Source organism: Mesorhizobium sp. WSM4989 (assembly GCF_029625795.1).
Lineage (GTDB): Bacteria > Pseudomonadota > Alphaproteobacteria > Rhizobiales > Rhizobiaceae > Mesorhizobium.
The window spans coordinates 1,867,614-1,879,981 of record NZ_JARTVN010000002.1 but is presented as its reverse complement, the minus strand read 5'-3'; the positions used below and the strand labels follow the sequence as shown (position 1 = coordinate 1,879,981).

Annotated in this window: 14 protein-coding genes; 2 read left to right on the top strand and 12 right to left on the bottom strand. The window is 63.0% G+C overall.

Annotated features, from left to right (window positions below; all coding sequences use genetic code 11):
• Window positions 1–8: 8 nt before the first annotated feature.
• From P9217_RS21825 to P9217_RS21810, 4 genes are all read right to left on the bottom strand, one after another.
• Window positions 9–803, bottom strand: a complete 795-nt coding sequence (locus tag P9217_RS21825; RefSeq protein ID WP_067319775.1) for a transglutaminase family protein — start codon at window positions 801–803, stop codon at window positions 9–11.
• Window positions 804–823: 20 nt separating this feature from the next.
• Window positions 824–1,765 carry an alpha-E domain-containing protein gene (locus P9217_RS21820; protein ID WP_066992511.1) on the bottom strand — a complete coding sequence of 314 codons (942 nt, stop codon included), beginning with the start codon at window positions 1,763–1,765 and terminating at the stop codon, window positions 824–826.
• 225 nt (window positions 1,766–1,990) lie between these two features.
• Complete coding sequence (locus tag P9217_RS21815; protein WP_066992507.1) at window positions 1,991–3,403, bottom strand: circularly permuted type 2 ATP-grasp protein; 1,413 nt, start codon at window positions 3,401–3,403, stop codon at window positions 1,991–1,993.
• Window positions 3,404–3,571: 168 nt separating this feature from the next.
• Window positions 3,572–3,808, bottom strand: coding sequence for an Lrp/AsnC ligand binding domain-containing protein (locus tag P9217_RS21810; RefSeq protein ID WP_066992504.1), 237 nt, complete (start codon window positions 3,806–3,808; stop codon window positions 3,572–3,574).
• A 278-nt stretch (window positions 3,809–4,086) separates the two neighbouring features.
• Here P9217_RS21810 and P9217_RS21805 point away from each other — a divergent pair, with 278 nt between their 5' ends.
• Entirely contained in the window at window positions 4,087–4,506 is a 420-nt protein-coding gene (locus tag P9217_RS21805) for a DUF4864 domain-containing protein (protein WP_066992501.1), read from the top strand.
• Between the two features lie 6 nt (window positions 4,507–4,512).
• Here the strand turns inward: P9217_RS21805 and tgt are convergent, their stop codons facing one another.
• The 7 genes from tgt to coaD all read right to left on the bottom strand — a co-directional run bounded on the left by tgt (window position 4,513) and on the right by coaD (window position 9,151).
• Window positions 4,513–5,643: a tRNA guanosine(34) transglycosylase Tgt gene (tgt, locus tag P9217_RS21800; RefSeq protein ID WP_278054113.1), complete on the bottom strand. Its 1,131-nt coding sequence runs from the start codon at window positions 5,641–5,643 to the stop codon at window positions 4,513–4,515.
• A complete protein-coding gene (locus tag P9217_RS21795; RefSeq protein WP_095780556.1) occupies window positions 5,636–5,905 on the bottom strand; it encodes a hypothetical protein in 270 nt (89 codons plus the stop codon). Before P9217_RS21795 ends, tgt begins: the two co-directional genes overlap by 8 nt.
• Complete coding sequence (queA, locus tag P9217_RS21790) at window positions 5,895–6,983, bottom strand: tRNA preQ1(34) S-adenosylmethionine ribosyltransferase-isomerase QueA (RefSeq protein WP_278054112.1); 1,089 nt, start codon at window positions 6,981–6,983, stop codon at window positions 5,895–5,897. Before queA ends, P9217_RS21795 begins: the two co-directional genes overlap by 11 nt.
• Entirely contained in the window at window positions 6,983–7,432 is a 450-nt protein-coding gene (locus P9217_RS21785; RefSeq protein WP_278087500.1) for a DMT family transporter, read from the bottom strand. The genes queA and P9217_RS21785 overlap by 1 nt, the downstream gene beginning before the upstream one ends.
• A gap of 11 nt (window positions 7,433–7,443) precedes the next feature.
• On the bottom strand, window positions 7,444–7,956 hold the full coding sequence (locus tag P9217_RS21780; protein WP_066992487.1) for a peptidylprolyl isomerase: 513 nt from the start codon (window positions 7,954–7,956) through the stop codon (window positions 7,444–7,446).
• A gap of 29 nt (window positions 7,957–7,985) precedes the next feature.
• Window positions 7,986–8,483, bottom strand: a complete 498-nt coding sequence (locus P9217_RS21775; RefSeq protein WP_245307383.1) for a peptidylprolyl isomerase — start codon at window positions 8,481–8,483, stop codon at window positions 7,986–7,988.
• A gap of 167 nt (window positions 8,484–8,650) precedes the next feature.
• A complete protein-coding gene (gene coaD, locus P9217_RS21770; protein WP_095780560.1) occupies window positions 8,651–9,151 on the bottom strand; it encodes a pantetheine-phosphate adenylyltransferase in 501 nt (166 codons plus the stop codon).
• Window positions 9,152–9,344: 193 nt separating this feature from the next.
• Here coaD and P9217_RS21765 point away from each other — a divergent pair, with 193 nt between their 5' ends.
• Window positions 9,345–9,497 (top strand): hypothetical protein, encoded by a 153-nt coding sequence (locus P9217_RS21765; protein WP_082953674.1) that lies wholly within the window; start codon window positions 9,345–9,347, stop codon window positions 9,495–9,497.
• 48 nt (window positions 9,498–9,545) lie between these two features.
• Here P9217_RS21765 and gyrA read toward each other — a convergent pair whose 3' ends face one another.
• Window positions 9,546–12,341: a DNA gyrase subunit A gene (gene gyrA, locus P9217_RS21760; protein WP_067319763.1), complete on the bottom strand. Its 2,796-nt coding sequence runs from the start codon at window positions 12,339–12,341 to the stop codon at window positions 9,546–9,548.
• Window positions 12,342–12,368 lie beyond the last annotated feature (27 nt).

Here is a 12,368-nt window from a genome sequence, read left to right as displayed (position 1 = left end):
GGCAGAGACTACTGCTCTACCGTGACGGTGACGGCAAGCTTCTCTTCCGCTTGCCCCAGCAGTATTCCCGACACAGGCGAGGCATCGCGATAGTCCCGACCCGTCGCTACTCTTACATAGCGTTCGTCGGGAGAGATACCGTTGGCGGGATCAAAGGCAACCCATCCCAGGCTCGGCACATGCGCTTCTGCCCAAGCATGGCTTGCCGCCTGCTCGACCGAGGCATCCATCATCAGATAGCCGCTGATATAGCGCGCGGGGAAGCCCATCACGCGCGCCACGGCGGTGAAGATGTGGCTGTGATCCTGGCAGACACCGGCCTTGAGCGTCAGCGCTTCTTCCGCCGGCGTCACGGCGCTGGTCGTCCCGGGCTTATAGGCGACGCGCTCCCGGATCGCGCCCATCAGCTTGTGCAGCCTGTCGATATCCGTCCCCTCCCCGACCGACGCGGCCAGGTCGCGAATGCCGTCGCCGACGGTCGTAAGCGGCGTTTGCTGGCTGAACAGCCAGAGCGGCGCGAAACCATGATGCGCACCGGACACACCGGCAGTGTCGCGCGTCGTCACCTCGCCCGCCGCCTCGACTATGATGGTGTGCTGGCCGCCCTCGGCGCTCACCAGCTGCGTGTCATTGCCGAAATGGTCCGTGAAGCGAACCTCCTCTCGCGCGCCGTCGATTTTGATCACCCAGGACGCAACCGTCTGAGTCGATCCGCTAACCGGCATCAGGCGCAGCCGCTGCAACAGGTACTGCACCGGTGCATCGTAGCGGTACTCGGTCCGGTGTGTGATCTTGAGCCGCATGGCGCCTGTCTCTCCAGCGCTCAGTAGAACCGGTAGTCCAGGGCGATCTCATCCCCCAGCCTGGTGTTGTCACGAATGAATTCCGCCAGGAACTCATGCAGGCCGTGGTCGAAAATATCCTTGATCGACCCCTTCTTCAGCATCGTCTGAATTTTCTCGGCGGTGGCGTGGCAGGCATGGCGCTCGCCATAGTCGTCGGCGAGGAATCTCAGATGCTCGCCCAGGAAGCGATAGCAGAAGGTCAGCGAGCGCGGCATACGGACATTGAGGATCAGATAGTCGGCGATGTTGGTCGGCTTGTAGTCCGCGTCATACACCCACCGGTAGGAGCGGTGCGCCGACACCGAGCGCAAGATCGATTCCCATTGATAATTGTCGAGTGTCGAGCCCACCCAGGAGATCGACGGCAAGAGCACATAGTATTTCACGTCGAGGATGCGGGCCGTGTTGTCGGCGCGCTCCACATAGGTGCCGAGCTGCGAGAAGTCGAAGATCTCGTTGCGCAGCATCGTGCCGTAGAACGAGCCGCGGATCAGCGCCGTCTCGCGCTTGATCGCATCGAGCACCGTCGGCAGATCGCGCTCGTCGATCGGCCGTGCCAGCATCCGCTTCAGCGACATCCAGGCCTCGTTGATGCTCTCCCAGGTCTCGCGCGTCAGCGCCGTGCGCACCATGCGCGCATTGTTGCGCGCCGTCTCGATCGAGGCCATCGTGCTCGACGGGTTCGAAGTGTCGCGCAGCAGGAAATCCGAGACGTTGGCGACAGTGTAGTCCTGGTATTTCTGCGAGAAGGCCAGGTCGGAGCCGGCGCTGAGCAGCACGGAGTTCCATTCCTCCGACGCGTTCTGCGTCCGCGTCAGCGCCATGCGCAGGCCGGCATCGACCAAGCGCGCCATGTTTTCGGCCCGCTCTATATAGCGGTTCATCCAGTAGAGACCGTTGGCGGTGCGGCCGAGAAGCATGTCAGCTTGCTCCGGTGTCGAGCGAATAGCGAATAGTGAGTAGCGAGTAGCGAAAAAAAGATTTCATGATCTCTATTGAAGGCTCCTGATCATCGATCGCAGCATTTTTCCGATTTCGTCAGCTTGGCCACCTTCCAAACAATTAGGTCCCTGTAAGAATTGATTGCGTCGGATCCCCCTCTTTCCCTATTCGCTATTCGCTATTCGCTACTCTCTATTCGCTCTTTAATCATCCAACACCCACGTATCCTTCGTCCCACCGCCTTGCGAGGAGTTGACCACAAGCGACCCCTCCTTGAGCGCGACGCGAGTCAGGCCGCCCGGGACGATCTGGATACGATCCGAAACCAGCACATAAGGCCTGAGATCGACATGGCGCGGCGACAGCCCCTTCTCGGTCAGGATCGGGCATGTCGACAGCGCGAGCGTCGGCTGGGCGATGTAGTTGCCGGGTTTGGCCTGCAGCTTCTTGGCGAACGCCTCGCATTCCTTCTTGGTCGCCGCGGGGCCGACCAGCATGCCGTAGCCGCCGGAGCCGTGCACTTCCTTGATGACAAGCTCGCCGATGTGCTCCAGCACATATTTCAGGCTGTCGGGTTCCGAGCAGCGCCAGGTCGGGATGTTGCCGAGGATCGCCTTGCGGCCTGTGTAGAACTCGACGATCTCGGGCATGTAGGAATAGATCGCCTTGTCGTCGGCGATGCCGGTGCCCGGCGCGTTAGCGATGGTGATGTTGCCGGCCCGATAGACATCCATGATGCCCGGCACGCCGAGCGCGGAATCCGGCCGGAAGGTCAGCGGATCGAGGAAGGCGTCGTCCACGCGCCGGTAAAGCACGTCGATCTGCTTGTAGCCCTCGGTGGTGCGCATCGTGACATGGCCGTCGACCACGCGCAGATCCTGTCCTTCGACCAGTTGCACGCCCATCTGGTCGGCGAGGAAGGCGTGCTCGAAATAGGCGGAGTTGTAGCTGCCCGGCGTCAGCACCGCGATGGTCGGCGCGCCCTTTGCGCTCTGCGGCCGCACCGCCGCCAGCGACTGGCGCAGCAGTTGCGGATAGTTCTCCACCGGCCGCACCTTGATCTGCTGGAACAGCTCCGGGAAGAGCTGCATCATCGTCTCGCGGTTCTCCAGCATGTAGGAGACGCCCGACGGCGTGCGGGCATTGTCCTCGAGCACGTAGAATTCATTCTCGCTGATGCGCACGATGTCGACGCCGATGATGTGGGTGTAGACGCCGGCCGGCGGTCTCACACCGATCATCTCCGGCAGGAACGCTTCATTCTTCGCCACCAGCTCCTTGGGAACGCGCCCGGCGCGCAGGATTTCCTGGCGGTGGTAGATATCGTCGAGAAAGGCGTTGAGCGCCTGCACGCGCTGCTCGATGCCCTGCGTCAGCCGGCGCCATTCCTGGCCGGAAATGATGCGCGGGACGATGTCGAAGGGGATCAGCCGTTCGGAAGCTTCCTGCTCGCCATAGACGGCGAAGGTGATGCCGGTCTTGCGGAAGACGCGTTCGGCGTCCTCCATTTTCTGGGTGAGCCTGGCCGGGTCCTGTTCCTTCAGCCAGCGATCATAAGCCTGGTATGGTCTTCTCAATCCGGAGACTTCCGGAAGCATTTCGTCGAACGCTGCCAATCGCGTACTCCCCTCTGAAGCCATTTCACTGGCCCGGCTGGAGAAAATCAAGCGCAATCGATGATTTGGGCGGCGCTGGCGGCCGTCCTATGCAAATTGCCTACGATTAGGGCAGCGGGAGCGACGCCGGGTCAGTTCATGCCCGGTGAGCGGGCATCAAACGGCAAATCAGAACGCCCGGAAAGTGACGATGGTGAAGGTGTCCTTGATTCCAGGCAGGATCTGCACCCGTTCATTGATGAAGTGGCCGATGTCTTCCTCGTCGTCGACATAGAATTTTGCGAGCAGGTCGTAATTGCCGGCGGTCGAATAGATTTCGGAGGCGATCTCGGCATCGGCGAGCGCGCTGGCGACCTCATAGGCTTTGCCCAGATCGCACTTTATCTGCACGAAAAATGCCTTCATTTCCCGGTCCTGCCAGTCTTCGCGAATGAGCGGCCCTTGTGGCAGACTGGCGACGGGCTTTCAAGCATCAGGCTGCACGCGCCTTGGCGGCCGCTTGCCGCAACTCCGCGATTGGCATGCCACACCGGCCCGGGGACGCCACCAAGGACAGTTCGGGAACACCTCAGGTCAGGTCCTAGCGGAGGCATCCATGCAGGCAAGAAATCTGCGAAACGGTGAAACCACGGCACGCCGGCCAGCGTATGATTGTTGTTCCACGCGAATTCTGGAGACAGGCCATGCGCCGCGTATTGTTCGCACTCGCTCTCGTTCCGATGGTTCTTGCATCCATGGCCTTCGCCGGTGACGCCGAGATCAAAGCGGCGCAAACAGTCATCGACAGCCAGCTCAAGGCCTTTCTCGCCGATGACGGCGCCACCGCCTACAGCTTCGCCGCGCCAAATGTGAAGCGGATCTTCCCGACCGTCGACACCTTCATGAACATGGTGACCAACGGCTATGCGCCGGTGCGCAGGCCGCAGAACTATTCCTTCGGCAAGGTGGAGCAGACCGGGCCGGCCTCGATCGTCCAGCAGGTGCTGATCGTCGGGCCCGATGGCAAGGACTATGAGGCGGTGTACACGCTCGAACAGCAGCCCGACGGCAGCTTTAAGATCACCGGCTGCAGCCTGCGCGCCGCGACTTCGGTGAGCACATAAAAGCGCTCATAGCGCCGGCAGATCGCCCCTCGCCCAGTATTCCGAAATCTCGGCAGCGCGCGTCTCGAAGGCTTTTGCCTCGATCGCGGCGCGGATGTCCTGCATCAGCTTCTGGTAGTAGGACAGGTTGTTCCAGGTGAGCAGCATTGCGCCGAGCGACTCCTGCGAGCGCACGAGATGATGGAGATAGGCGCGCGAATAGTCGCGCGCGGCCGGGCAGTCGCTTTCCTCGTCCAGCGGACGCGGATCGTCGGCATGGCGGGCGTTGCGCAGGTTGATCTTGCCGCGGCGCGTATAGGCCAGACCATGGCGGCCGGCGCGCGTCGGCATCACGCAGTCGAACATGTCGATGCCGCGTGCCACGGATTTCAAGATGTCGTCCGGGGTGCCGACACCCATCAGGTAGCGCGGCCTGTCGGCCGGCAGTTCCGGGCAGGTTATGTCCAGCATCTCCAGCATCACCGCCTGCGGCTCGCCGACCGCCAGCCCACCGACGGCATAGCCTTTGAGGTCCATAGCCGCCAGCGCCTGCGCCGAACGCACGCGCATCACAGCACTGTCGCCGCCCTGCACGATGCCGAACATCGCCTTGCCCGGCTGATCGCCGAACGCCGTCTTGCAGCGTTCGGCCCAGCGCAGCGACAGTTCCATGGCGCGCTCGATTTCCTTCGGCTTGGCGGGAAGCGCCGTACACTCGTCGAGCTGCATCTGGATATCGGAATCGAGCAGCCCCTGGATTTCGATCGACCGCTCCGGCGACATCTCGTAGCGCGCACCGTCGATATGCGAGCGGAAGGTGACGCCCGTTTCGCTAAGCTTCCTCAGCTTCGACAGCGACATTACCTGGAAGCCGCCGCTATCGGTCAGGATCGGGTGCGGCCAGCGCGCGAATTCATGCAGGCCGCCGAGCTTCGCCACGCGCTCGGCGCCTGGCCTGAGCATCAAATGATAGGTGTTGCCGAGGATGATGTCGGCGCCGACGCCGCGCACCTGATCCATATACATGGCCTTGACGGTGCCGCCGGTGCCGACCGGCATGAAGGCCGGCGTGCGGATCTCGCCGCGCGGCATGCTGATGAGGCCGCGCCGCGCATTACCGTCGGTGGCGAGCAGCTTGAAAGAGAAAGTCTCAGCCATCGAATTCCTTGTCGTGCACCGGGGCGCCGGGTGCCTGCTCGTCGAGCGACTGCCGGTAGCGGATGCAGCCGCGCATGAATTTCGGCCACGGCGGCACGGCGATCGCCGGCTCGGTCTTCTCCGGCAGCAGGTCCCAGAGGTCGGGATGATGCCAGCAGAGATCATGGCCGGTCGCATCGCGATGCGCGCGGATACCGGCGCGCAGCTTTGTCACTTCCGCGATGAGCGCCTCGCGGTCCATTCTCTCTAGATCATCGTCCATCGCTCGTCTCCGCTCGATAAAGCAGGCTGGAGTCCCCGTAGGAGTAGAACCTGTAGCGGCTCTCGATGGCATGCGCATAGGCCGAACGCATCGCGTCCAGTCCGCTGAAGGCCGAGACCAGCATGAACAGCGTCGAGCGCGGCAGATGGAAATTGGTCATCAACATGTCAGCTGTCTTGAAGCGGTAGCCGGGGGTGATGAAGATATCGGTCGGCCCGGACCAGGCCTCGATCCTGCCATCCTCAAGCGCAGCACTTTCCAGAAGGCGCAGCGAGGTCGTGCCGACGGCGACAAGCCGCCCTCCCCGCGCCCTTGCAGCGTTGAGCGCGTCTGCCGTTTCTTGGCTCACCAAGCCCGTTTCCGCGTGCATCTTATGGTCGGCGGTGTCGTCGGTCTTAACCGGCAAAAAAGTGCCGGCGCCGACATGCAGCGTGACGAAGCGCCGCTCGATGCCCTTGGCTTCCAGCGCTGCAAACAGCTCCGGCGTGAAATGCAGGCCGGCGGTGGGGGCCGCGACCGCGCCCTCTTCCCTGGCATAGATGGTCTGGTAGTCGCTGCGGTCGCGCTCGTCGTCATCTCGCCTCGAGGCGATGTATGGCGGCAATGGGATGTGGCCTACGGCGTGCATTGCCTCGTCGAGAAAGACGCCCGAGAGGTCGAAGCCGAGCAACACCTCGCCCGCCTCGCCCTTCTCGATCACCGTCGCGTCGAGCTGGCCGAGAAAGCAGGAATTCTGGTCGTGGCCGAAATGAATGCGGTCGCCGACGGCGATGCGCTTGCCGGGCCGCATGAAGGCCCGCCAGCGGTCCGGCGCGAGCCGCATATGCAGCGTGGCCTCGACCTGCGCCATCGCTTCGCCGCGCTTGCGGATGCCTTTCAGCTGGGCCGGAATGACCTTGGTATCGTTGAATACCAGAACGTCGCCTTCTCTCAGCAGCGACGGCAGATCGCTGACGGTGCGGTCGCGCAGCGTTTCGCCCGGTTTGACCACCAATAGCTTGGCGCTGTCACGCGGCTCGGCCGGGCGCAGCGCAATGCGCTCCTCCGGCAGGTCGAAGTCGAAAAGATCGACGCGCATCAGTAGAGCCGGATGAGCAGCGCTCCAACGAGCAGCAGCACGGCGCCGGCCACGCGGCCAAGCGAGACCTCGCGCACGGCAACACCAAGGAAGCCGGCCCGGTCGACCAGTATGCCGGCGATCAGTTGGCCGGCGACCAGGAAGGCCATCAGCGCCGCCGCGCCGATGCGCGGCGTAAGAATGGTGGAGAGCGTGACGTAGAATCCGCCGAGCATGCCGCCGGCGACGAACAGCCAGGGTGCCGGCGCCTTCCAGTCGAGCGAGAGGCCCTGCAGCTTCACCACGGCGATCGCGATGATACCGAGAACGACGGCGCCCGACAGGAACGAGAAAGCGGCGGCCGCGACCGGAAGGCCGAGGCCGCGCGCCAATTGCGAGTTGATCGGCGCCTGGATGGCGATGAAGGCGCCGGACAGGATGCCGAGCAGGGACCAGACTGCGCCCATCATCGTACTATGCCTTACTTGACGTCGGCCGCGACCTTCAGCGACACGATCTTGTCGGGATCCTGCACCGGCTCGCCGCGCTTGATCTTGTCGACATTCTCCATGCCTTCGATGACCTGGCCCCAGACCGTGTACTGGCGATTGAGGAAGGAGGCATCGTCAAAGCAGATGAAGAACTGCGAGTTCGCCGAGTTCGGGTTCTGCGCCCGCGCCATCGAGCAGGTGCCGCGGCCGTGATTGGCGTTGGAGAATTCGGCCTTGAGGTCCGGCTTGTCGGAGCCGCCCATGCCAGCGCGCGACGGGGCGAAGGTCGGCTTCGAGGAGTTGCCGAACTTGACGTCGCCGGTCTGCGCCATGAAGCCGTCGATGACACGGTGGAACACCACGCCGTCATAGGCGCCCTCGCGCGCCAATTCCTTGATGCGCGCGACGTGACCGGGCGCAAGGTCCGGATACATTTCGATGACGACCTCGCCCTTGGTCGTTTCCATGATGAGCGCGTTCTCGCGGTCCTTGATCTCAGCCATGTCAGAAAATCCTTTTGAAAATCGAGCAGTTACTTGCTGTCGGCAGCGATGCGGACTTTGATCATGCGGTCCGGGTCCTTGACCGTGCCGTTGTCCGCCTCATCGCCCTTCTTGATCTTGTCCACCAGATCCATGCCGCTCTCCACCTTGCCGACAATGGTGTACTGCCCGTCGAGGTTCGGCGCGGGCGCGAACATGATGAAGAACTGGGAATTGGCCGAGTTCGGGTCCTGTGAGCGGGCCATGCCGACCACGCCACGGGTGAATTGCTCGGTCTGCGAGAACTCGGCAGGCAGATCGGGAAGGTCGGATCCGCCCGTGCCGACAGCCTCGGGATTAAAACCCTTCTTCATGTTGCCGAACTTGACGTCGCCGGTCTGGGCCATGAAGCCGTCGATGACGCGATGGAAGGCGACATTGTCATAGGCGCCCTCGCGCACCAGCTTCTTGATCTGCGCCACATGCTTCGGCGCGAGATCGGGACGCAGCGCGACGGTCACGTCACCGTCCTTCAGCGTGATGATCATGGTGTTTTCCTTGTCGGCTGCCGAGGCCGGCAAGGACGCCGCCAAAACGCCGGCAAGCACGACAAGCAACGAAGCAAGCTTTTTCAGCTGCATGAGGTTCTCCGAAAGTCTTTGTTTGGGTGCATGTCGTTGCCCCAAAACCGGGATCCACCTTTGGGCGACATGCACTATTTCGCGAATTTGGCAGTGAGGGCGCCTGCGACCGCCGCCGGCACGAACGGGCGGATGTCGCCGCCCATCGACGCAATCTGGCGGACAAGTGTGGCGGTAATGGTGCGCACAGACGGGCTGGCCGGCAGGAAAACCGTCTGCAGCTCCGGCGCCATGGTCTCGTTCATGCCCGCCATCTGCATCTCATAGTCGAGATCGGTGCCGTCGCGCAGGCCGCGGATGATGATCGAGGCGCCATGCTTCCTGGCGGCGTCGATGACCAGCCCATCGAACGAGACGACCTTGATGCGGTCGCTGTCGCGGCCGAATTCCGCCTTGGTCGCGGCCTCGATCAGCTTCACGCGTTCCTCGAAGGAAAACAGCGGCGTCTTGCCGGGATGAATGCCGATTGCAGCGTAGACGGTGTCGGCCACGGCAAGCGAAGCCTTCAACACGTCGAGGTGACCATTGGTCAGCGGGTCGAAGGAGCCGGCGTAAAGGGCGGTGCGTTCGGTCATGGCAGGCTTCTAGCGAGCCTCTCCGACAAAGGCAAATCCCATTGCTGCGCCCGGTCGTGAACCTTTTCACGGACGTCAACGACAGACGAATGCGACAATCACGAACGCTTCACGCAGCATTCACCAGCTTGCCGCTTCAGGAGATGAAACCAAAGCACCATCTTTATCGTTGTGATCGCAGGAGAACACGCAAATGCTGATCTACATGCTTGCCACTGCAATGACCATCGTGATGCTGATCGCCACCGCATTCGGGTTGCACCAGGAAGCGGCGCGGGTGCGCATCAAGACCAACACCAAGCGGCTCGATGGCTTCGTAGGCCGCAACCTGTACCACCGCCGCTGACTTCCAGCCATGATCGCACCGGCCAAGGGCCGGTGGCGCGCAGTAAGGCTATTCGGGATTTCCCTCGCCCGAATCTTCTGCGGTGTCGGCTTCACCCGAAGGCGCTTCCTCGGCTTCCTCGTCCGACTGCGGCTCCGAAATCCGCTCGACCGACACCACCTTCTCACCTTCGGCGGTGTTGAAGATGGTCACCCCCTTGGTGGCACGGCTGGCGAAGCGGATGCCATCGACGGGCACGCGGATGACGGTCCCGCCATCCGATACCAGCATGATCTGATCGTCGTTGCCGACCGGGAAGGTCGCGACCAGCCGGCCGATCTCGGCCACTTTCGAGACATCCGTGGCGCGGATGCCCTTGCCGCCGCGACCCGTCAGGCGGAAATCATAGGACGAGGAACGCTTGCCGTAGCCGTATTCGGTCACCGTCAGCACAAGCTGCTCGTGCATCTTGAGGAATTCGTAGCGCTCGTCGGAAAGCTCGGCTTCCTCGCCGATCTCCTCATTGGTCAGCGCGATCTCTTCCTCCTCGGCTGCACCGCCGGCGGCAAGCCGACGCTCGGATGCCGCACGCTTGAGATAGGCCGCGCGCTCAGCCGGTGAAGCATCTACATGTTCGATCACCGACATCGAGATCACGCGGTCGGTTTCGGCCATGGCGATGCCGCGCACGCCGACGGAATTGCGGCTCTGGAAGACGCGCACATCGGAGACCGAGAAGCGGATGCACTGGCCGGAATTCGCCGTCAGCAGCACGTCGTCATTGTCCGTGCAGGTCTCGACGCCGAGGATTTCGTCGCCTTCTTCCTCCAGCTTCATGGCGATCTTGCCGTTGCGGTTGACCTGGACGAAGTCGGACAGCTTGTTGCGTCGCACGGTGCCGCGCGTGGTCGCGAACATCACGTCGAGCTCGCCCCAGCTCGTCTCGTCCTCCGGCAGCGGCATGATGGTGGTGATGCGCTCGCCCTGCTCGAGCGGCAGCATGTTGATCAGCGCCTTGCCGCGCGACTGCGGGTTGCCGACCGGCAGGCGCCAGACCTTTTCCTTGTAGACGATGCCGCGCGAGGAGAAGAACAGCACCGGCGTATGCGTGTTGGCGACGAATAGCCGGGTGACGAAATCCTCTTCCTTGGTCGACATGCCGGAGCGGCCCTTGCCGCCGCGGCGCTGCGCCCGGTAGAGCGACAGCGGCACGCGCTTGATGTAGCCGGAATGGCTGACCGTGACGACCATGTCCTCGCGCTGGATCAGGTCTTCGTCTTCCATGTCCGCCCCGCCCTCGGCGAGTTCCGTGCGGCGCGGCGTGCCGAACTCGTCGCGGACGGCGATCAGCTCGTCCTTGACGATCTGCTGGATGCGCGCGCGAGAAGACAGGATGTCAAGGTAATCAAGGATTTCAGCGCCGATCTTGTTCAACTCGTCGGCGATCTCGTCGCGGCCGAGCGCGGTCAGGCGCTGCAGGCGCAGGTCGAGGATGGCGCGGGCCTGCTCCTCGGATAGATTGTAGGTGCCGTCCTCGTTGATGCGGTGGCGCGGATCATCGATCAGCTGGATCAGCGGAGCGACGTCGTGCGATGGCCAGCGCCGTTCCATCAACTGCTCGCGCGCCGTCTGCGGATCTGGCGCGGTGCGGATCAGCTTGATCACCTCATCGATGTTGGCGACGGCGATAGCGAGACCGACCAGAACATGGGCGCGCTCGCGCGCCTTGCGCAGAAGATATTTCGTGCGCCGGCTGATAACCTCCTCGCGGAAGCCGACAAAGGCCTTCAGCATGTCGATCAGCGTCAGCACTTCCGGCTTGCCGCCGTTCAGCGCGACCATATTGGCGCCGAACGAGGTCTGCAGCGGCGTGAAGCGGTAAAGCTGGTTCAAAATGACGTCGGCGACCGCCTCGCGCTTGAGCTCGACGACGACACGGTAGCCCTGGCGGTCGCTCTCGTCGCGGATGTCGGAGATGCCCTCGATGCGCTTCTCGCGCACGAGTTCGGCCATCTTCTCGATCATCGCCGCCTTGTTCACCTGATAGGGAATCTCGGTGATGATGATCGATTCACGGTCGTTGCCGCGCGCCTCGATGTTGACGCGGCCGCGCATGACGATCGAGCCGCGGCCCGTCGAATAGGCATTGTAGATGCCGGAGCGGCCAAGCACGATGCCGCCGGTCGGGAAATCCGGACCGGGCACGATCTCCATCAGCGCAGGCAGGTCGATCGCCGGATTGTCGATGATGGCGATGGCGCCGTTGCAGACTTCGGCCAGATTGTGCGGCGGGATGTTGGTGGCCATGCCGACGGCGATGCCGCCCGAGCCGTTGACGAGCAGGTTCGGGAAGCGCGCCGGCAGCACCTTGGGCTCGGTGGCGGAGGCGTCGTAGGTGTCCTGGAAATCGACGGTTTCCTTGTCGATGTCCTCCAGCAGCTCATGCGCAACCTTGGTCAGCCGGGACTCGGTGTAGCGCATCGCCGCCGGCGGGTCGCCGTCGATCGAGCCGAAATTGCCCTGACCGTCGATCAGCGGCACGCGCAGCGACCAATCCTGGGCCATGCGCACCAGCGCGTCATAGATCGAGGCATCGCCATGCGGATGGTATTTACCCATCACGTCGGCGACCGGGCGCGCCGACTTCACATATTTGCGGTTCCAGTGATAGCCGCTCTCATGCGAGGCATAGAGGATGCGGCGGTGCACCGGCTTCAGGCCGTCGCGCACGTCGGGCAGCGCCCGACTGACGATCACGCTCATGGCGTAATCGAGATAGGAGCGCTGCATCTCCTCGATGATCGAAATCGGCTCGATGCCGGTGGGGCCGCCCTCCGGCCCGCGCGGTGTCTTCTGGTCGGTCAAATCAGGTCACAATCCAGTCGGGAATCA

Excerpts from the sequence above, each read along its gene's own strand:
- P9217_RS21810 (WP_066992504.1), bottom strand. The coding sequence starts at position 3,808 with ATGAAGGCATTTTTCGTGCAGATAAAGTGCGATCTGGGCAAAGCCTAT.
- P9217_RS21775 (WP_245307383.1), bottom strand. The coding sequence starts at position 8,483 with ATGATCATCACGCTGAAGGACGGTGACGTGACCGTCGCGCTGCGTCCC.
- P9217_RS21820 (WP_066992511.1), bottom strand. The coding sequence starts at position 1,765 with ATGCTTCTCGGCCGCACCGCCAACGGTCTCTACTGGATGAACCGCTAT.
- P9217_RS21825 (WP_067319775.1), bottom strand. The coding sequence starts at position 803 with ATGCGGCTCAAGATCACACACCGGACCGAGTACCGCTACGATGCACCG.
- P9217_RS21785 (WP_278087500.1), bottom strand. The coding sequence starts at position 7,432 with ATGATGGGCGCAGTCTGGTCCCTGCTCGGCATCCTGTCCGGCGCCTTC.
- P9217_RS21795 (WP_095780556.1), bottom strand. The coding sequence starts at position 5,905 with ATGGACGATGATCTAGAGAGAATGGACCGCGAGGCGCTCATCGCGGAA.
- P9217_RS21780 (WP_066992487.1), bottom strand. The coding sequence starts at position 7,956 with ATGGCTGAGATCAAGGACCGCGAGAACGCGCTCATCATGGAAACGACC.
- queA (WP_278054112.1), bottom strand. The coding sequence starts at position 6,983 with ATGCGCGTCGATCTTTTCGACTTCGACCTGCCGGAGGAGCGCATTGCG.
- tgt (WP_278054113.1), bottom strand. The coding sequence starts at position 5,643 with ATGGCTGAGACTTTCTCTTTCAAGCTGCTCGCCACCGACGGTAATGCG.
- P9217_RS21765 (WP_082953674.1), top strand. The coding sequence starts at position 9,345 with ATGCTGATCTACATGCTTGCCACTGCAATGACCATCGTGATGCTGATC.
- coaD (WP_095780560.1), bottom strand. The coding sequence starts at position 9,151 with ATGACCGAACGCACCGCCCTTTACGCCGGCTCCTTCGACCCGCTGACC.
- P9217_RS21805 (WP_066992501.1), top strand. The coding sequence starts at position 4,087 with ATGCGCCGCGTATTGTTCGCACTCGCTCTCGTTCCGATGGTTCTTGCA.